This window comes from Ornithinimicrobium cavernae (assembly GCF_003121625.1).
Lineage (GTDB): Bacteria > Actinomycetota > Actinomycetes > Actinomycetales > Dermatophilaceae > Ornithinicoccus > Ornithinicoccus cavernae.
This window is the reverse complement of the sequence record NZ_QDDJ01000009.1, coordinates 23,215-41,615: the sequence shown is the minus strand read 5'-3', so window position 1 is coordinate 41,615 and position 18,401 is coordinate 23,215. Positions and strand designations below refer to the sequence as shown.

Here is an 18,401-nt window from a genome sequence, read left to right as displayed (position 1 = left end):
TGCTCGTGAGTCTCCAACCCCACGGACCCGTCACGGTCGGCGTCGCCCTGCCCGTGCCGGACCCGTGGGGCACCGCGGTGCGGGAGGCGCGGTTGGGCTACGGAGAGGCCCGCGCGGCGCACATCCCGACGCACGTCACCCTCCTGCCGCCGACGGAGACGACCGCGGCGCGGCTCGAGGCGCTGCTGGAGCATCTTGCGGACGTCGCCCGGGACAACCCGCCCTTCGCGATGGTGCTGCGGGGGACAGGGACCTTCCGCCCGGTGTCGGACGTCGTGTATATCCAGGTCGCGCAGGGGGTGTCGTCGTGCGAGCAGCTCGAGCAGGCGGTGCGTGACGGGCCGGTATGCCGTGAGCTCGTCTTCCCCTACCACCCGCACGTGACCGTGGTGCACGACGAGCCGACAGAGGTGCTGGACCGGGCCTTCGATGAGCTGGCGGACTTCACCGCGGAGTTCGAGGCCACCGAGTTCGTGGCCTACGTGCACCATGGCGACGAGGTCTGGCGGCCGCTGGTGACCTACCAGCTGACGGGCCCGCCGACGGTGGGCTGACTGCTCAGGCGACCGCCACGCGGTGCTGGCCCATCGCCTGGGCGTAGTAGCCGATCAGCTGCTCGGTGAGCGCCGGCCAGGACCGCTCCTCGACCTTGCGGCGTCCCGCCGCCCCCATCTCCGCCCGCTCCGGCGCCAGTGGACCGCTGGTCAGGCTCCGCACCGCCTCACGGAGCGCGCCCGGTCGGTCCGGGTCGAACAGCAGGCCGGTCCGCCCCTGGTCGATGAGGTCGAGGGGGCCGCCGCGTGCCGGGGCGACGACCGGGAGCCCCGCGGCCCCGGCCTCCTGGATCGTCTGCCCGAACGTCTCGCGCGTGCCGGTGTGGACGAACAGGTCAAAGGCGGCGTAGCTGCGGGCCAGGTCCATCCCCTCCCGCCGCCCGAGGAGGACCGCTCCGGGGAGCTGTCCGCGCAGCAGGTCGGCGCTGGGTCCGTCCCCGACCAGCACGATCCTGGTGTTCGGCAGGCCGTTGAGCTCGGTGAGTCGGTGCAGCTCCTTCTCCGGAGCCAGCCGACCGACATACCCGATGAGCACCTCGCCGTCCGGGGCCAGCCGTCGGCGCAGGGCGGCGGTCTCGGGGTCACTGCGCCGGTCGGGGTGGAACAGGGTCGAGTCGACGCCCCGGCCCCACAGCGCCACCCGGGGGACGTCGTGCGCGGCGAGGTCCTGCAGCGCGGCGCTGGACGGTGCCAGCGTGATGTCGGCCTGGGAGTGGATCCTGCGGATCCAGCGCCAGGCCGCGCGGGCGGTCAGGTCGCCGACCGGTCCGGAGTGCTGGCGGATATAGCTCGGCATATCGGTCTGGTAGATCGCGACGGACGGCAGACCCAGGCCGCGTGCGGCGGTGAGTCCCCGCACGCCCAGGACGAAGGGGGAGGCGACGTGGACGACGTCGGGGCGGAACCGGTGCAGCACGGTCTCCAGCTCGTAGGAGGGCAGACCGACGCGGAACTGCCGGATCGGCACGCTGCTGACGGTGTGCACCGGGAAACCGGCGTAGCGTTCGGGTGCGGCGGTCTCCGCCCAGGGGGTGGTGCCCGGAGCGATGACCAGGGCGTCGTGCCCCCCGGCGCGGAGGCTCTCCAGCACCTTGCAGACGCTGGTGGTCACGCCATTGAGAGCGGGCAGGAAGGACTCGGTCACGATCGCGACTCTCACGTGATCCAGAGTGGCGCCCCCGGGTGGTGGCGCGGCGACGTGCCGGGTGGTGTCCAGTGAGCGGGAGGTGACCAGTGGGTGTCCGAGCGCGTCGCGCAGTCGCCGGGGGCGGGCACGGTGCCGGGGACTGCTGCTCACGTGAGGTCCTCGCGTCCGGAACCCTGCAGGATCTCGACGATGTCCTTGACCTCCTGCACTCGCTCCCGCGTGGTGACCAGCAGGGCATCGGGCGTGTCCACCACCACGATGTCCTCCACTCCCAGGGTGACCACCGTGCGGCCCCCGTGCGCCGCCACGAGTCCGGTGCTGTCCCTGGACACCACCTCGTCGCGGGGTCCGAGGACCCGGAGCCCGTCGGGAGCCTCCTCGAGCAGGGACGTCAGGGAGGCGAAGTCACCCACGTCGTCCCACGGGAAGTCGGCCGGCACGACGGCCACGCGCCCGGCGTCGGCGGCTGGCTCGGCCACGGCGTGGTCGATGGAGATCCTGGTCAGTGAGGGCCAGACCTGGTCGATCATGGCCGGCTCGGCGGCCAGCTGGCGGAGCGACTCGGCGAGCTCGGGGTGCCAGGTCGCCAGCAGGTCGAGCAGGGTCGAGGCGCGCACGATGAACATGCCGGCGTTCCAGCGGTAGCTCCCCGACTCGAGGTAGCGCTCGGCGAGGTCGCGCGGCGGCTTCTCGACGAACTCCACCACCTGCCGCGCCCGGTGGGCATCGAGCCAGGGGTCGCCGACCTTGAGGTACCCGAAGCCGGTGGCCGGGTAGCCCGGGGTGATGCCGAGGGTGACCAAGGCCCCCGAGTCCGCGGTGGCCACCGCCTCGCGGACGCAGTCCCGGAAGCTCTCCGGGTCGCCGATCACGTGGTCGGCGGCGAAGGAGCCGATCACCGCCTCCGGGTCGCGCGCCTCCAGCACGGCCGCGGCGAGCCCGATGGCGGGCATCGAGTCGCGGGGACTGGGCTCGACCAGCACCTGGTCGGCCGGCAGGTCAGGCAGCTGCTCGCGCACCGCGTCGGCGTGCCGCACCCCGGTGACCACCATGACCCGCGCACCGGTGAGCGGGGTCAACCTGGACACGGTGTCCTGCAGCAGGGAGTGGCCGCTGCCGGTGAGGTCGTGCAGGAACTTGGGGGAGGAACGGCGGGACAGCGGCCACAGCCTGGTGCCTGCCCCTCCCGCCGGGATCACCCCCCAGAAGTGCGGCATGCTCTCGTCGGTGGTGCTCACGCTGCCAGCATAGGGTGGCAGCCGTGAGCCAGCCCGACCCTGACCTGCGCACGCGCGTCCTCGACCTCGGCTACCGGCGTGGCGTCAGGTCCGTCATGTTCGGTGTCGGCGGTGGCGACGCGGAGGCCGCCCACCACCGCACTGTCGAGCTCGTCGCGGCCCTCGGCGCCCGCCCCCGGGCACGCGCCGCGGTCTCCCGGCTGCTGCAGCAGCGACCGCGACCTGTGCACCTGCTCGGTCTGACCTTCCCCAACCGCGTGGGTCTGGCCGCCGGGATGGACAAGGACGGGCATGCGGTGCGGGGCTGGGAGGCGCTGGGCTTCGGGCACGTCGAGCTGGGCACCGTCACGGCACGTCCGCAGCCCGGCAACGACCGGCCCCGGCTCTTCCGGCTCCCGGCGAGCCGGGCCGTGATCAACCGGATGGGGTTCAACAACTCCGGGGTGGCGGCCCTGGCCGAGCGCCTGCGGGAGGCACGCGCGGAGGGAGCGATCGGCATACCGGTCGGGGTCTCCATCGGCAAGACCAAGGTGACGCCCCTGGCGGACGCGGTCGACGACTACCTCACCTCCGTCCGGACGCTGGACGGGCTGGTCGACTACCTGGCCGTCAACGTCTCCTCCCCGAACACCCCGGGACTGCGGGGCCTCCAGGACGCCGGTCCGCTCGCCGAGCTCATCTCAGGCGTCGTGGGGCAGGCCCGGGACCTGGCGGGTGGGGGCAGGGCGACGCCGGTCCTGGTCAAGCTGGCCCCCGACCTGTCGGACGCGGCCCTCGACCAGGCGCTGGAGGTGGCCACCGGGTCGGGCGCCTCCGGACTGATCGCCACCAACACCACCATCGCCCGGCGACACGTCGCGCCGGCCGACCGGGACCTGGCCGGACGCGAGGCCGGCGGCCTCTCTGGCGCGCCGCTGACCCGGAGGTCCCGAGAGGTCGTCGCCCGGATCAGGAGGGAGACCGACCTCCCGCTCATCGGGGTGGGCGGGGTGATGACCGCCGACGACGCGGCCGCGCTCCTGGACCTCGGCGCCGACCTCGTGCAGGTCTACACCGGCCTGATCTACGCCGGTCCCGGCCTGGTCCGCCGGATCGCGACGCTGTGAGGTACTGCGCTCAGGTGGAGTGCCGCATCTTGGTGGGGCCGAGCAACGAGCCTGTCGCCGACTCCTGGCCCGGGTCGAGCGTGATCGGGGCGCTCGCCGTCTGAGGGTCCGGCAGGGCGCCCACGGACCGGGCGTCGACGAAGCCACCGGACTGGTCGACGAAGCCATCTGACGGTTCGACGAAGCCACCCGGTGCCTGGAGCAGCGGGAAGATGTTGGCGGGCTGCGGGGCGAGGTGAGCCACCACCTCGAGGCCGGACGGCTCGGCCGGCGGCTCGCCGCTCGAGCGGTCCCGGGGGGAGCCGGGCTCTGGAGGAGGCGTCATGAGCCCACGGTAGGCCTCATTCCGGGTCAAGACAATGAATAGGGCTCGTCAAGAACGGGTCAAGGTGCCACACTGGGCAGGTGCGCGTCGAAGGCCGTGGCACCTCCGTGTCGTGGATCCCGTCCGAGTCCGTCTCCGGGTGGCTCAAGGGCGGTTTCGACCTGCGTCTCTCGCACTACGACACACCACCGGACGACCGGCTCGCAGGTCCCGCGGAGGTCGACCGGATGCGCCAGGACGACCGGTTCCGGTTCGCCAACGTGATCAGCGGCTGGGCCGACTTCGCCGGGCAGGGGACGACCGCCGGCTGGGGCGACGACTCGGGCCTGCTCATGGGGTCGACGACGGTGCGCCTCGGGGTCGGCAGCGCCACCTTTCTCGGCTACTCGCTGCCCGTGCTGCGCGACATCGCCAGGCCGGACGAGGGGACGGTCGTCCTCACCCAGACGGTGGGCGGCCGCACCGGCGTGCCGCTGCCTCGCACCGTCCGGCACCCGCCCTACGTCCGCTGGCAGGCGCCCATCGTGTGGACCACGCTCGCGCTGACGCTCCGTCGCGACGGCAGCTCGGAGGTCGGGCTGGTCGGTGCCAGCGCCTTCCCGCGGCACTGGGTCTATGACTCGGCGGGCCGACTGACGGCCAAGAGCGCCGTGGCCGAGCTGCAGAAGTGGCTGGACCACTCCTTCGGGCCCCGGACACCCTGGGGCGCAGCCGACTCCACGGCGCTCGTGATCGCTGCCGAGACGGCCATCGAACGGCGCCTCTCCGCCGCCATCATGGCGGGCCGCCGCGGCGGGCCCGGCCGGGTGGGGTCGCGCCGCCCGTCCGAAGGGCGTGGCCGGCCCGAGGGGCGTGGCCGGCCCGAGGTGCGCACCCTGCCGGCAGGACACGTGCTCATCCGTCAGGGTGACCGGGACCAACACGTCTTCCTCGTCCTGGACGGTGCCCTGGACGTCCTCGTCGACGGGACGCAGGTGGCCGAGGTCGGACCCGGGGCCGTCGTGGGCGAGCGTGCCGGGCTGGCCGACGGAGTGCGCACTGCGAAAGTGCGGGCCCGCACGAGGGTGCGTGTCGCGAGGGTGCCCGCAGAGGCCCTGGACACCTCGAGCCTGCACGAGCTGTCGCTCGTGCACCGTCGTGAGGACTCGGTGCCCACCGTGCCGGGGGCCGGGGAGTAGCCCTTGTCGACCGGCCCGGGGTTGCCCGAGGGCACGATCACCATGCTCTTCAGCGACATCGAGGGTTCGACCCAGCTGCTCCACCGGCTCGGTGCCGGCTACCGCGAGGTCCTCTCGGAGCAGCGGCGGATCATCCGTCGTGCCGTGCAGACGCACCACGGGCACGAGATGGGCACCGAGGGCGACAGCTTCTACGTGGTGTTCGCCTCCGCGGGCGAGGCGGTGCGGGCCGCGATCGAGGCGCAACGTGCCCTGCGGGATGTGACGGTCGGGGGCGGCGGCCACCTCCGGGTCCGGATGGGCCTGCACACCGGCGAGCCGGACCGGCACGAGGACGGCTATATCGGCATGGACGTCCATCGGGCCGCCCGGGTGGCAGCGGCAGCCAACGGAGGTCAGATCGTGCTGACCCCGGCGACCTGGGCCCTCGCTGAGGGCCAGGTCAGTGCCACCGTCCGGGACCTCGGCCGGCACCGTCTCAAGGACATCAGCGAGCCCGAGCACCTGCTCAGGCTCGTGGTCCCCGACCTGGTGGAGGAGGACCGCCCGGTGCGCACCATGGGCGCCCCCGCGAGCCTCCCGCGCCCAGCCACGCCGCTGGTGGCGCGCGAGGACCTGGTGGGTGACGTGGCCCGTCTCCTGCTCGACAGCGACCTCCGACTCGTCACACTCCTCGGCCCCGGTGGCGTGGGCAAGACCCGCCTGGCCATCGCCGTGGCCGAGCGCTGCGCCGAACGGGTCCGTGACGGAGTGTTCTACGTCGGTCTGGCCGAGACGCGCAGCACCGAGGACGTGTGGACAGCCATCGCCGACGCCACCGGGATCCCGGCCTCCGAGCGCGAGCGCGGCGACCTGTTGGCGTGGCTGCGCGACCGGGACCTGCTCCTCGTCCTCGACAACCTCGAGCAGCTGCCTGACATCCACCAGGTGATCACGCAGCTGCTGAACCGGACGCTTGCCCCGGAGCTGCTGCTGACCTCACGGCGTCCGGTCCACGTCGTGGGGGAGCGGCTCGTGCCGGTGCCGCCGCTCGGTCCGGATGACGCGGTCGAGCTCTTCCTCCAGCGGCTGGCCACTGTCCGTCCGGACCACGTGGCCGACCGGGCCGTGGTGCGTCAGCTGTGCGAGCGGGTCGACGGGCTTCCCCTGGCGATCGAGCTCCTCGCGGCACGTGGCCAGCTCCTGACACCCCGAGCCATGCTGGACCGGTTCTCCGGCGGGTTGGACCTGCGCAGCCGCGCCCATGATGTGCCCGAACGCCAGCGATCGCTGACCGCGGTGCTCGACTGGAGCTACCACCTGCTGTCTCCGGCGGGCGCGACCGCGTTCCGCCGCCTCGGCGCCCTCGCCGGCGGGTTCGGCGTGGGCGACGCGGCAGCAGTGCTCGACGTGGCGGAGGACGAGGCGATCGACCAGCTGCTCGACCTGGTGGAGGCCAGCCTGGTCCGGACGGTGGAGGCCCCCGGGGGCGAGCCCGAGTTCCGATTGCTGCACGTGATCGGCACCTACGCTGCCCACCGTCTTGCCGACGACCCCGACGAGCAGATTGTGGTGCGCTCCCGGCTGGCCGAGCACGTGCGCGGTTGGGTCGAGGAGGTCGCTGCCGGTCTGCGCAGCCCTCGTCACCTCAGCGCGCGGGACCAGCTCGGGCGCCGCCACCCGCTGTTCCGTCGGGTGCTGGAGCACGCGCTGGAGCCCGACAGTCCGGACGCGGCCACGGGTCTGCGGCTCTGTGCCGACCTGTCGTTCTACTGGTACTCGTGCGGCTACGCCACCGAGGGCGCGCGCTGGCTCTCGCAGGTGCAGCGCGCCTCGGCGGGGCTGGACGGGCCCGTGGTCAACCGGGCACTGCACGGCGTGGCGATCATGCTGATGCAGCAGGGAAGGGTGGCGGAGGCAGAGAGCATGCTGCGCCGCACCCTTGCAGCCTGGCGCTCGGCCGGAGACACCGACCGGACCTCGGTGGCCCTCAACAGCCTGGCGCTCGCCCGGCGCGTACAGGGTGACGCACGTGAGGCCGGAGTCCTGTTCCGGGAGGCCATCGTGCTGGCGAGCAGGTCAGCGAACCCGCAGCTACAGGTCAACGCCAAGTCCAACCTGGCCCTGCTCGAGCTGGACCTCGGCGACCCGCAGGAGTCGCTGCGTCTCTTCCGGGAGGTGCTGGAGCTGGACACCACGCTGGGTGACCCCTGGGGCATCTTCGCCGATCACGTGAACATCGCCACGGCACTCCTGGTCGCCGGCGACAGCGCCGGCGCCGGCCGGGTGCTCCGCGAGCACGGCACGGCCGCCCTGGAGCTGGGCGACACGGACCTCTCGCTGGAGGTGGTCGAGAACCTGGCGTGCGTCTGCGTCGCCAGGCAGCTGGATGACGTGGCAGCAGCCCTCGTGGGCGCCGCCCGCAGCGGGCGTGATGCTGCGGTCCTGCCGCGCGTCGGCCCGGATCTGGAGCGCCTCGAGCGGCTGCTGGCGCCGGCGCGCGACCGGCTGGGTGAGGCGTGGGAGGCCGCGGTCGGTGCGGGTGCCGACCGGACGCTCGAGGACGCGTTCGCCCACGGACTGGCCGCCCTGACCACGGAGGAGCCGCCGGCAGTCCGGTCGGCCGGCGAGCGGCGACCAGTACCCTGACCCCATGTCTGGTGCGCGCAGCGAGTCCGGGTTCGAGATCAAACCCGTCTACCGTCCGGCAGACACCGCTGGTCGCGACCTCGAGCAGAGGCTCGGCGAGCCCGGTTCCTACCCGTACACGCGCGGCGTCTACCCGACGATGTACACCGGACGGCCCTGGACGATGCGGCAGTATGCCGGGTTCGGCACCGCAGCGGAGTCCAACGCCCGCTACCACGAGCTGGTGGCGCACGGCACCGGCGGCCTCTCGGTCGCGTTCGACCTGCCGACCCAGATGGGATACGACTCGGACCACCCGAGCGCCTCTGGTGAGGTCGGCAAGGTCGGCGTGGCCATCGACTCGATCGATGACATGCGGGTCCTCTTCGGTGGCCTGCCCCTGGACGAGGTCTCCACCTCGATGACGATCAACGCCCCGGCCTCCTCGCTGCTGCTCATGTACCAGCTGGTCGCCGAGGAGGCTGGTGTGCCGGGCACCGCGCTGACCGGCACCATCCAGAACGACGTGCTCAAGGAGTACATCGCCCGCGGTACCTACATCTACCCGCCGTCCCAGTCGTTGCGTCTGATCAGCGACATCTTCGCGTACTGCCACACCGAGCTGCCCCGCTGGAACACCATCTCCATCTCGGGCTACCACATGGCGGAGGCCGGTGCCACCCCGGTCCAGGAGATCGCCTTCACCCTGGCCAACGCCAAGGAGTACGTCCGCGCGGCACTGGCCGCGGGCCTGGGGGTCGACGACTTCGCTCCACGACTGTCCTTCTTCTTCGTCGCGCGCACCACCCTGCTGGAGGAGGTCGCCAAGTTCCGGGCGGCCCGACGCCTCTGGGCGCGGATCATGAAGGAGGAGTTCGGCGCGCAGAACCCCAGGTCGATGATGCTGCGGTTCCACACCCAGACCGCCGGTGTCCAGCTGACCGCCCAGCAGCCGGAGGTGAACCTGGTCAGAGTCGCGCTGCAGGGGCTGGGCGCCGTCCTGGGCGGCACCCAGTCGCTGCACACCAACTCCTACGACGAGGCCATCGCGCTCCCGACGACCAAGGCAGCGCGACTGGCGTTGCGGACCCAGCAGGTGCTGGCGTTCGAGACCGACGTGACGTCGACGGTCGACCCGTTTGCAGGGTCCTACGTGGTGGAGAGCATGACCGACGAGATCGAGGCGGCCGCGCTCGAGCTGATCCAGGCGGTCGAGGACCGTGGCGGCGCCGTGGGGGCCATCGAGCAGGGCTTCCAGAAGACCGAGATCGAGCGCGCCGCCTATGACACCGCCCTGGAGATCGACTCCGGTGAGCGCGTGGTCGTCGGCGTCAACCGGTTCACCTCCGAGGTGGAGGAGCCGTATGAGCCCCTGCGCGTCGACCCCGCGATCGAGGAGGCCCAGCGCGAGCGACTGGCCGCCCTGCGCGCCGAGCGCGACGGTGCCGCGGTGACGAGGGCCCTGGACGCCGTCCGGGCCGCGGCGGAGACGACCGACAACGTGCTCGTCCCGATGCGGGAGGCACTCCGCGTGAGGGCCACGGGCGGCGAGGTCGCGGACGCCCTGCGCGAGGTGTGGGGCCAGTACGTCCCGACCGAGCACTTCTGAGGCGCAACCCCCTCCGTTCCGGCCGCTACGGGTAACGTGGCCTACCGGCCCCCGATCCACCACGACCCCAGGACCAGACCCGCGTGACGCTGCACGAGACCCCACCCGCCGCCCCCGTCCCCGCGACCGACGACCTCATCGAGGACGTCGTGGCTGCCGTGGAGTCCCGTCGCGACGAGCTGCTCGCGCTGCGCCGCGACCTCCACGCCCACCCCGAGGTGTCCTGGCAGGAGCACCGGACCACGTCGGTGGTCATCGAACGCCTCGAGGCTGCGGGCGTGCCGGTGCGTGCCATGCCCGGCAGCGGTGCCGTCGCGGACTTCGGTGCGGCGGAGCCGCGCGTCCGGATCGCCCTGCGGGCCGACCTCGACGCACTGCCGGTGGAGGAGGAGACGGGCCTGCCCTTCGCCTCGCGGCAGCAGGGCGTGTGCCACGCCTGCGGCCACGACGTGCACACCGTGGGCGTTCTCGGGGCCGGACTCGCGCTGGCCACCCTGCAGGAACGCCTAGAGGTGATGTCGGTCGGCGTCCGGTTGATCTTCCAGCCGGCCGAGGAGTCGATCCCGGGCGGCGCCCTCAAGGTGGTCGAGGACGGGTGGATGAAGGGGGTCCACCGCGTCCTGGCGGTCCACTGCGACCCGTCGATCGACGTGGGCACGATCGGTCTCAAGGTGGGGCCCGTCACCGCGGCGTCCGACTCCGTCCACGTGACGCTGACCGGCCGGGGCGGCCATACCTCCCGCCCGCACCTGACCCAGGACCTGACGTTCGCCCTGGGCAAGGTCCTCACGGATGTGCCTGCCGCACTGTCGCGTCGGTTGGACCCGCGCTCCGGCACCGCTCTGGTGTGGGGGGCCGTCCGCGCCGGCGCAGTCGCCAACGTGATCCCCTCGCGCGGAGAGTGCGTCGGGACGCTGCGGATGCTGGACTCAGAGACCTGGTCGACCACCGGGCCGCTGATCGAGGAGATCGTGCACGCCGTCGTGAGCCCCTACGGGGTGCGCGCGGAGGTCCGGCACGTCAGAGGGGTCCCACCGGTCGACAACGACCCCGCGGCCATCTCGGCGATGACGGCCGCCGCCGGTGCGGTGTTCGGCCCCGCGGCGGTGGTGCCGACCAGGCAGTCACTGGGTGGGGAGGACCTGGGGTGGCTGCTCACCGACGTCCCCGGGGCGATGGCGCGGCTGGGCACCCGCACGCCCGGCGGCGAGACCCACGAGCTGCACCAGGGTGACCTCGTCGTCGACGAGGAGTCGGTGGTCATCGCGGGCAAGTTCCTCGCCGCCTCCGTCCTCAGCTCGGTCGGTCCGGACGGTCTCGTCTAGCGGGTCGCAGGGGGTGCGGACACCCCAAGGTCACGAATCGGACACCATCTGGCCATCTGGTGACTTGACAGGGTTCCGGCGTGCCTACCACGGGGTAGCATTCGCGTGATCTACGTCCCCATACCCGAAGGAGTGCCCCGTGCGGGTCTTCAAGATCGCCGCTGTGAGTGCGGCCGCCGTCATGGTTCTTGCTGCGTGTGGCGAGGCCCCGAGCGAGGAAACCGAGACCACCCCTGACGCCGGCAGCACCGCGGGCGGTGACGGTGGCACCGAGACCGGCGACAGCGAGGGTGAGACCGCCGCTGCTGGCGGCGACAACGCGGACTTCAAGGCGTGCATGGTTTCTGACGCCGGTGGGTTTGACGACCAGTCGTTCAACCAGGGTGCCTACTCGGGCCTGCTCGCCGCCGAGAAGAACCTGGGCATCACCAAGGCCGAGGCGGAGTCCAACTCCGACGCCGAGTTCGGCCCCAACATCGACGCCATGGTCCAGCAGGACTGTGACTTCGTCATCGGGGTGGGTTTCCTCCTGGAGGACGCCATCCAGGCCGCCGCCGAGGCCAACCCGGAGACGACCTTCGGTCTGCTCGACTCCGGCTTCTCCGACGAGAACTTCGCCCCGGTCGAGCTCGACAACGGCAAGCCGATCCTCTTCAACACCTCCGAGGCGGCGTTCCTTGCCGGCTACCTGGCCGCAGGGATGACCGAGACGGACAAGGTTGCGACCTACGGCGGCCTGCCGATCCCCTCGGTCCAGATCTTCATGGACGGCTTCTCCGACGGCGTCAACCAGTACAACGAGGACAACGGCACCGCCGTGGAGCTCCTGGGCTGGGACAAGGAGGCGCAGAACGGCTCCTTCGCCAACTCCTTCGACGACCAGTCCCAGGGCGCCTCGCTGGGTGAGCAGTTCATCTCCCAGGGCGCGGACATCATCATGCCGGTCGCCGGCCCGGTCGGCCTGGGCACCGCCTCCGTCGCCGAGGGCACCGACACCAAGCTGATCTGGGTCGACTCGGACGGCTACGTGACGACCGAGTACGGCGACCTGATCCTCACCTCCGTGCTCAAGGACATGGGTCCGGCCGTGGAGGCCACGATCCAGGAGAGCGTCGAGGGATCGTTCACCAACGAGCCCTACGTCGGCACCCTGGAGAACGGTGGAGTCAGCCTGGCTCCGTTCTACGACTTCGAGGACGCGGTCCCGCAGGAGCTGAAGGACAAGCTGGCGGAGTACGAGGAGCAGATCAAGTCCGGCGAGCTCGTGATCGAGTCGCCCAACGCCCCCTGACGCACCGCGTACGGAAGGGCCACAACCTCCGCTGTAGCGGCCCAGCCACCTCTGGCTGGGCCGCTACGCTGTCCCGCAACCACACCGATAGAGCCGAGGAGCGATGAAGCTCGAACTGCGCGGGATCACCAAGGTCTTCGGATCGCTGGTGGCCAACGACCACATCGACCTCATCGTCGAACCCGGCGAGATCCACGCCCTCCTGGGTGAGAACGGGGCCGGCAAGAGCACCCTGATGAACGTGCTCTACGGCCTCTATGACCCCGACGACGGCCAGATCCTCCTGGACGACGAGCCGGTCACCTTTCCAGGTCCCGGCGATGCGGTTCGCGCGGGCATCGGCATGGTGCACCAGCACTTCATGCTCGTCCCGGTGTTCACCGTGGCCGAGTCGGTCGCGCTCGGCTACGAGCCCGCCGGACCGGCGGGGATCCTCGACCTTGCCTCCGCGCGCCGCAAGGTGCAGGAGATCTCCGAACGGTTCGGCTTCGACGTCGACCCGGACGCCCTCATCGAGGACCTGCCGGTCGGTGTGCAGCAGCGGGTCGAGATCATCAAGGCACTGTCCCGCGATGCGCAGATCCTGATCCTGGACGAGCCGACAGCCGTCCTCACCCCGCAGGAGACCGACGAGCTCATCAAGATCATGGGCGAGCTCAAGGCGGCCGGCACCTCCATCGTGTTCATCACGCACAAGCTGCGTGAGGTGCGGGCGGTCGCCGACCGCATCACCGTCATCCGGCGTGGCAAGGTCGTGGGGGAGGCCAGCCCGGAGTCCACCGAGACCGAGCTCGCCTCGCTGATGGTGGGTCGATCGGTGAACCTCTCAGTCGAGAAGTCCCCTGCAGAGGTGCGTGACCACGGGCTGGTCGTCTCGGACCTCACCGTCCTCAACGGGTCCACACCCGTCGTGGACCGCGTCACCTTCGAGGTCAACGGCGGCGAGATCCTGGCCATCGCCGGCGTGCAGGGCAACGGGCAGACCGAGCTCGCGGAAGTGATCCTCGGGATCGAGGAGGCCGCAGCCGGTTCTGTGAGCCTCGACGGGGAGGAGCTGCTGGGCAGGACCGTCCGGCAGCGCCTGCGGTCGGGGCTCGGGTTCGTGCCGGAGGACCGGTCCACCGACGGCGTGGTCGCCAGCTTCTCGATCGCCGAGAACCTGGTGCTGGACCTCTACTCCACGGACGAGTTCTCCCGGGGTGTCTCGCTGAACCTCGACCGGATCGCGCAGAACGCCGAGGCCCGCACCAAGGAGTTCGACGTGCGGCTCACGCACATCGACGACCCGATCTCCACCCTCTCCGGGGGCAACGCGCAGAAGGTGGTCCTGGCCAGGGAGATGTCCCGTCCGCTACGCCTCCTGGTCGCCTCCCAACCGACCCGCGGCCTGGATGTCGGCTCGATCGAGTTCGTGCACAAACGGATCGTCGCCGAGCGCGACCAGGGGACACCGGTGATCATCGTCTCCACCGAGCTCGACGAGGTGCTCGCCCTGGCCGACCGGGTCGCCGTGATGTACCGCGGCCGGATCGTCGGCATCATCGACGCCGCCGAGGCCGGAGCAGACGGCATCAACCGCGATGCGCTCGGCCTGATGATGGCCGGTGTGCCGCTGGAGGACGCTGTGCAGCAGGCGGCCGGTCACCGGTCCGTGCTCGCCAGCGCCGACGCCGCGGCCGAGGGGAAGGACCTGACGTGAGCGACTCGAGCACTCCGGGCCACGCGGCCACGTCTCCCCGGACCGGGTCGTCGGTCCTGCGCCAGATCGTCGGTGGCGACGTCGTCATCTCCTTCCTGGCGGTGGTCATCGCCCTCGCTATCGGTGGGGTGCTGATCGCCTTCGCCGACGAGCAGGTCGCCACGACCGTCAGCTATGTCTTCGCCCGGCCCAGCGACTTCCTCGCCGCCTCCTGGGAGGCGGTCAGCGAGGCCTACAAGGCGCTCTTCCGCGGTGCGGTCTTCGACTACGAGGCCGACACCCTCAACCGCAAGGTCCGTCCCCTCACGGAGTCGATGACGTTCGCGATCCCGCTGATCCTGGCGGGACTCGGCATCGCCGTCGGCTTCCGTGCCGGCCTGTTCAACATCGGCGCCCAGGGCCAGATCATCGTGGGCGGCATCCTCGCTGCCTATGTCGGCTTCGCCTTCGACCTCCCACCCGTGGTGCACCTGCTGCTGTGCATCCTGGGCGGCGCGCTCGGTGGAGCGTTCTGGGGCTTCATCCCCGGCATCCTCAAGGCCCGCACCGGTGCCAACGAGGTGATCGTGACGATCATGCTGAACTGGATCGCGGTCAGTCTCATCGCCTATGTGCTCACCCTCGGCAGGTTCAATGCCAGCGGCACCGGACTGCGCAGCCCCCAGATCGACTCCAGCGCGGCCTATCCGCCGCTGATCCCTGACGCGCTCTTCCCGGGCAACACCTTCCGTCTGCACTGGGGCTTCGTGGTGGCCATCCTCGCCACGATCTTCGTGTGGTGGCTGCTGGACCGCTCGACGATCGGCTTCGAGATCCGTGCCGCGGGAGCCAACCCGCACGCCGCGCGGACCGCCGGCATGTCGGTGGGGCGGATCACCGTGCTGACCATGGTCATCGCCGGTGCCCTCGCCGGGCTGGCCGCCACCTCCCAGGTGCTCGTCGGTGGCGGGTCGCTGACCGCGGGTGTCGCCGCGACCTACGGCTTCGACGCGATCACCGTGGCGCTCCTCGGCCGATCCAGACCGCTGGGCACCTTCCTGGCCGGCCTCCTCTTCGGAGCCTTCCAGGCCGGCGGCACCCTCATGCAGTCGGTGACCCCGACGCCGATCGACATCGTCTTCGTGGTCCAGTCCGTGATCGTCCTGCTCATCGCCGCGCCCCCTCTGGTGCGCGCGATCTTCCGACTCCCCGATCCTGACGCGCCGCCCAGGGCGTCCCGGGCCGCCACCAAGGAGGCCGCAGCGTGACCACGCCCGTCGTCCCCGTGACCGCCGGAACACCCGTCGACGACCTGCCCACCGGCGGCCCGGTCCTCGGTCGGATCTCCTACCGCATCCCGGTGATCTACGCGGTGCTGGCCGCCGTGTCGCTCCTCGGGCTCGCGGGCACGTTGTTCCGACGCGATGGTGTCTGGGGCCAGTCGACCGAGTTCCAGTCGCGCTACGGCGACCAGTGGTTCACCATCCCCAACTTCAGCGTCCCGTCGCTGCTGAGCATCATCGTCCTGACGGTCCTCATGGCCGGTGCCGCGGTGTACGCGTACGTGCTGACAGCCGCTCGCCGGACCGTCCCGGTGTGGCTGCACATCGTCGTGGGCCTGTCCTTTGTCGTGGCCTTCCTCACCTGGGCAGGTGCGGGCAAGACCTCGGTCATCCCGGTGACCTCGCTGCTCGCCGGTGCGCTCGCCCTGTCGGTGCCGCTCATCTTCGGGGCCATGTCCGGGGTCGTGTGTGAGCGATCCGGCATCATCAACATCGCCATCGAGGGCCAGCTCCTCTTCGGGGCCTTCGCCGCGGCGGTGGTGGCCTCGCTCGCGACCCAGCCCTACCTGGGCCTGGTCGCGGCGCCGATCGCGGGTGCCCTGGTCGGGGCACTGCTGGCGTGGTTCGCCGTCAGGTACCACGTCAACCAGATCATCATCGGCGTGGTGCTCAACACGCTGGTGCTCGGACTGACCAGCTTCTTCTTCTCCACGCTCCTCGCGGACAACCGGGAGACCTGGAACGCCCGCCAGCCGCTCGGGATCATCGAGATCCCGCTGCTGAGCCAGATCCCGATCGTCGGCCCGGTGCTGTTCCGGCAGACGATCCTGGTGTACCTGATGTATGCCACCGTGATCATCCTGCAGGTCATGCTCTTCCGGAGCCGCTGGGGCCTGCGCACGCGAGCGGTCGGTGAGCATCCCAAGGCCGCGGACACGGTGGGTATCCACGTCAACAAGCGACGCGTCTGGAACAGCATCCTCGGGGGTGCCATCGCGGGTCTGGGTGGGGCGTTCTTCACGATCGGCAGCGGGCTCGCCTTCGGCCGTGAGATGTCGGCCGGCAACGGCTTCATCGCCCTGGCCGCCATGATCCTGGGCAGATGGAACCCGACGGGGGCCCTGGTGGCAGCCCTGCTCTTCGGCTTCTCCAAGAACCTCGGCAACGTGCTGGGCACCATCGGCTCGCCGATGCCCTCACAGATCCTGGCGATGCTGCCCTATGTCATCACGATCTTCGCCGTCGCCGGTCTCGTCGGACGAGTCCGGGCACCCGCGGCGGAGGGCGTCCCCTACACCAAGTGAGGTCACACGACATGGCACAGGAGATCGACTGGGCCGGGCTGCAGGCCCGGGCCACGGAGCTGATGGAGCGGGCCTACGCGCCCTATTCGGGTTATCCGGTCGGGGTGGCAGGCCTGGTCGATGACGGGCGGGTCGTCGGCGGCTGCAACGTGGAGAACGCCGGCTACGGTGTCGCCCTGTGCGCAGAGTGCGGCATGGTCTCGGAGCTGATAGCGACGGGTGGCGGCCGGCTGGTGGCGGTGTCGTGTGTCAACCACGCTGGTGCGACCATCATGCCGTGCGGGCGCTGCCGGCAGCTCATCTGGGAGCACGGGGGAGCCGACTGCCTGTTGGCGACCCCGGAGGGTGTTCTGCCGATGTCTCAGGTCCTCCCGCAGGCCTTCGGGCCGGAGGACCTGCTGGCCTGATCAGTCTCCCCCGAGGAGGCACTCCTGGGGCAGTCCGGCCGCGAGCATCCTCGTGGCGTGCGTGCCGTCGGCCGCGAGGAACAGGGCGGTGCCACCGATTCCCCTGACCTTGTCGTAGGCGGTCTTGACCGTGCCCGCATCGAGAGCCCTGCGTCCCTCGGGCTCCGGGATGAAGGTCGGCCTGTCACCGGCACCCACCGGCACCTCCTTGCGGGCCACCCTGGCGGGGTCGAGGGACTCCTGGCTCATCGCCCGGGCGAGCTCGTCCATCAGGGTGCGGTCGTCGGGACGTCCGCGCTCGGGTGGCCCGAAGGAAACCTCACCACCGCGCACGAGATAGCGCTGCACGGCCAGGCTGGCCTGCCGGTCACGGTTGAACGTCGTGTAGGCGATGCCCTCGCCCTCCGCCTGGGCAGGGACGTCGTCGGTGGCACCTCGGGCCGGAAGCGTCACCTGGGCCGCCACGACCAGCATCTGTGGGGCCAGACCGATCGCCAGGGTCTGCGCACAGGAGAGCACGGCTGCCAGACGGGGCGCGGTCACGACGGCGAGCACGCGGTCGTCCCGCAGCGCGATCAGTGACGGGGGCATCGTGGTCTCCCCGCCGGGTTGGTCCAGCGACCGGCGCTTGAGGTCCTGCACGGCGGGGACGATCCTCTTCATTGCCTGGGCCAGGTTCACCGGCTCAGGATCGCACACCCGCACGCTCAGCAGACGCGTCCGGCGGGACGGCTCGCCGGCCGCGACGCGCACAGGGCAACGGGGCCGGTGCACGGCATACCGTGGTCCCCCCCACCCGGCTCGCGGTCAGACGTCCTCTGCGGGCTGCCGGGAGTAGGGCACGCTCATCAGGCCGTCGGGATCCAGCACGGCCAGCAGCCGCTCGGTGATGGCCGCCAGCTGCGGCACCTGCTCAGGGGTGAGCGCGTCGAAGACGAGCTGCCGGACCTGCTCCACGTGCTGGGGGGCGGTGGCCACGACCTTGTCCCACCCGGCGTCGGTCAGCCGGCCGATCGTGACGCGACGGTCGTGGTGTGAGGGTCCCCGCGCCAGCAGGCCCCGCTCCTCCAGGCGCCGGGCGACGTGGGAGAGACGGGGGAGCGTCGCGTTGGTGCGGGCGGCGAGCTGACTCATCGGCAGGGTGCGGTCCGGGGCCTCGGAGAGCATCGCGAGCACGTAGTAGTCGAAGTAGGTGAGGTCGGCGACGCGGCGCAGGTGGGAGTCGAGGCGCGAGGGCAGCAGCTCGAGCACCGCGACCGTGCGGACCCACACCGAGAGCTCCTCGTCGTCCAGCCAGTGCGTCATCAGCGGCTCCCTGTCGCGCGGCCCGGGCCCACCCTGCCGATCAG

The 18,401-nt window shown here is 71.1% G+C and carries 16 protein-coding genes; 11 read left to right on the top strand and 5 right to left on the bottom strand.

Annotation, left to right across the window (positions count from 1 at the left end; translation table 11 throughout):
* Positions 1-5: 5 nt before the first annotated feature.
* Positions 6-554, top strand: a complete 549-nt coding sequence (locus DA085_RS11575; protein WP_202619203.1) for a 2'-5' RNA ligase family protein — start codon at positions 6-8, stop codon at positions 552-554.
* A gap of 4 nt (positions 555-558) precedes the next feature.
* Here DA085_RS11575 and DA085_RS11570 read toward each other — a convergent pair whose 3' ends face one another.
* Complete coding sequence (locus tag DA085_RS11570; RefSeq protein ID WP_202619211.1) at positions 559-1,713, bottom strand: glycosyltransferase family 4 protein; 1,155 nt, start codon at positions 1,711-1,713, stop codon at positions 559-561.
* A gap of 134 nt (positions 1,714-1,847) precedes the next feature.
* Entirely contained in the window at positions 1,848-2,918 is a 1,071-nt protein-coding gene (locus DA085_RS11565; protein ID WP_109473282.1) for a mannose-1-phosphate guanylyltransferase, read from the bottom strand.
* Between the two features lie 44 nt (positions 2,919-2,962).
* Between DA085_RS11565 and DA085_RS11560 the strand changes: the two genes are divergently transcribed.
* Positions 2,963-4,045: a quinone-dependent dihydroorotate dehydrogenase gene (locus DA085_RS11560; RefSeq protein WP_237565459.1), complete on the top strand. Its 1,083-nt coding sequence runs from the start codon at positions 2,963-2,965 to the stop codon at positions 4,043-4,045.
* Between the two features lie 10 nt (positions 4,046-4,055).
* On the opposite strand, the gene DA085_RS11555 is transcribed toward DA085_RS11560, so the two are convergent.
* The gene (locus DA085_RS11555; RefSeq protein ID WP_109473135.1) at positions 4,056-4,370 is read right to left on the bottom strand and encodes a hypothetical protein; all 315 of its coding nucleotides are present in this window, start codon (positions 4,368-4,370) and stop codon (positions 4,056-4,058) included.
* A gap of 80 nt (positions 4,371-4,450) precedes the next feature.
* Between DA085_RS11555 and DA085_RS11550 the strand changes: the two genes are divergently transcribed.
* The 9 genes from DA085_RS11550 to DA085_RS11510 all read left to right on the top strand — a co-directional run bounded on the left by DA085_RS11550 (position 4,451) and on the right by DA085_RS11510 (position 17,052).
* Positions 4,451-5,548, top strand: a complete 1,098-nt coding sequence (locus DA085_RS11550) for a cyclic nucleotide-binding domain-containing protein (RefSeq protein ID WP_109473134.1) — start codon at positions 4,451-4,453, stop codon at positions 5,546-5,548.
* A 3-nt stretch (positions 5,549-5,551) separates the two neighbouring features.
* Positions 5,552-8,176 (top strand): ATP-binding protein, encoded by a 2,625-nt coding sequence (locus tag DA085_RS11545; protein WP_109473133.1) that lies wholly within the window; start codon positions 5,552-5,554, stop codon positions 8,174-8,176.
* 4 nt (positions 8,177-8,180) lie between these two features.
* Positions 8,181-9,764 carry an acyl-CoA mutase large subunit family protein gene (locus DA085_RS11540; RefSeq protein WP_109473132.1) on the top strand — a complete coding sequence of 528 codons (1,584 nt, stop codon included), beginning with the start codon at positions 8,181-8,183 and terminating at the stop codon, positions 9,762-9,764.
* A gap of 83 nt (positions 9,765-9,847) precedes the next feature.
* Positions 9,848-11,089: an amidohydrolase gene (locus tag DA085_RS11535; protein WP_337189782.1), complete on the top strand. Its 1,242-nt coding sequence runs from the start codon at positions 9,848-9,850 to the stop codon at positions 11,087-11,089.
* A gap of 139 nt (positions 11,090-11,228) precedes the next feature.
* The gene (locus DA085_RS11530; RefSeq protein ID WP_337189781.1) at positions 11,229-12,380 is read left to right on the top strand and encodes a BMP family lipoprotein; all 1,152 of its coding nucleotides are present in this window, start codon (positions 11,229-11,231) and stop codon (positions 12,378-12,380) included.
* Between the two features lie 103 nt (positions 12,381-12,483).
* Complete coding sequence (locus DA085_RS11525; RefSeq protein WP_109473131.1) at positions 12,484-14,079, top strand: ABC transporter ATP-binding protein; 1,596 nt, start codon at positions 12,484-12,486, stop codon at positions 14,077-14,079.
* Positions 14,076-15,326 carry an ABC transporter permease gene (locus DA085_RS11520; protein ID WP_109473130.1) on the top strand — a complete coding sequence of 417 codons (1,251 nt, stop codon included), beginning with the start codon at positions 14,076-14,078 and terminating at the stop codon, positions 15,324-15,326. Before DA085_RS11525 ends, DA085_RS11520 begins: the two co-directional genes overlap by 4 nt.
* Positions 15,323-16,645 (top strand): ABC transporter permease, encoded by a 1,323-nt coding sequence (locus DA085_RS11515; protein ID WP_109473129.1) that lies wholly within the window; start codon positions 15,323-15,325, stop codon positions 16,643-16,645. The genes DA085_RS11520 and DA085_RS11515 overlap by 4 nt, the downstream gene beginning before the upstream one ends.
* Before the next feature lie 11 nt (positions 16,646-16,656).
* Entirely contained in the window at positions 16,657-17,052 is a 396-nt protein-coding gene (locus tag DA085_RS11510) for a cytidine deaminase (RefSeq protein ID WP_109473128.1), read from the top strand.
* Here the strand turns inward: DA085_RS11510 and DA085_RS11505 are convergent, their stop codons facing one another.
* Together DA085_RS11505 and DA085_RS11500 are read right to left on the bottom strand one after the other, a co-directional pair.
* Positions 17,053-17,733: a hypothetical protein gene (locus tag DA085_RS11505; RefSeq protein ID WP_154402182.1), complete on the bottom strand. Its 681-nt coding sequence runs from the start codon at positions 17,731-17,733 to the stop codon at positions 17,053-17,055.
* A 126-nt stretch (positions 17,734-17,859) separates the two neighbouring features.
* On the bottom strand, positions 17,860-18,357 hold the full coding sequence (locus DA085_RS11500; protein ID WP_109473126.1) for a MarR family winged helix-turn-helix transcriptional regulator: 498 nt from the start codon (positions 18,355-18,357) through the stop codon (positions 17,860-17,862).
* Between the last annotated feature and the right edge of the window lie 44 nt (positions 18,358-18,401).

Coding starts and splice junctions, on each gene's coding strand:
- DA085_RS11565 (WP_109473282.1), bottom strand. CDS start 2,918: ATGCCGCACTTCTGGGGGGTGATCCCGGCGGGAGGGGCAGGCACCAGG.
- DA085_RS11525 (WP_109473131.1), top strand. CDS start 12,484: ATGAAGCTCGAACTGCGCGGGATCACCAAGGTCTTCGGATCGCTGGTG.
- DA085_RS11500 (WP_109473126.1), bottom strand. CDS start 18,357: ATGACGCACTGGCTGGACGACGAGGAGCTCTCGGTGTGGGTCCGCACG.
- DA085_RS11510 (WP_109473128.1), top strand. CDS start 16,657: ATGGCACAGGAGATCGACTGGGCCGGGCTGCAGGCCCGGGCCACGGAG.
- DA085_RS11540 (WP_109473132.1), top strand. CDS start 8,181: ATGTCTGGTGCGCGCAGCGAGTCCGGGTTCGAGATCAAACCCGTCTAC.
- DA085_RS11555 (WP_109473135.1), bottom strand. CDS start 4,370: ATGACGCCTCCTCCAGAGCCCGGCTCCCCCCGGGACCGCTCGAGCGGC.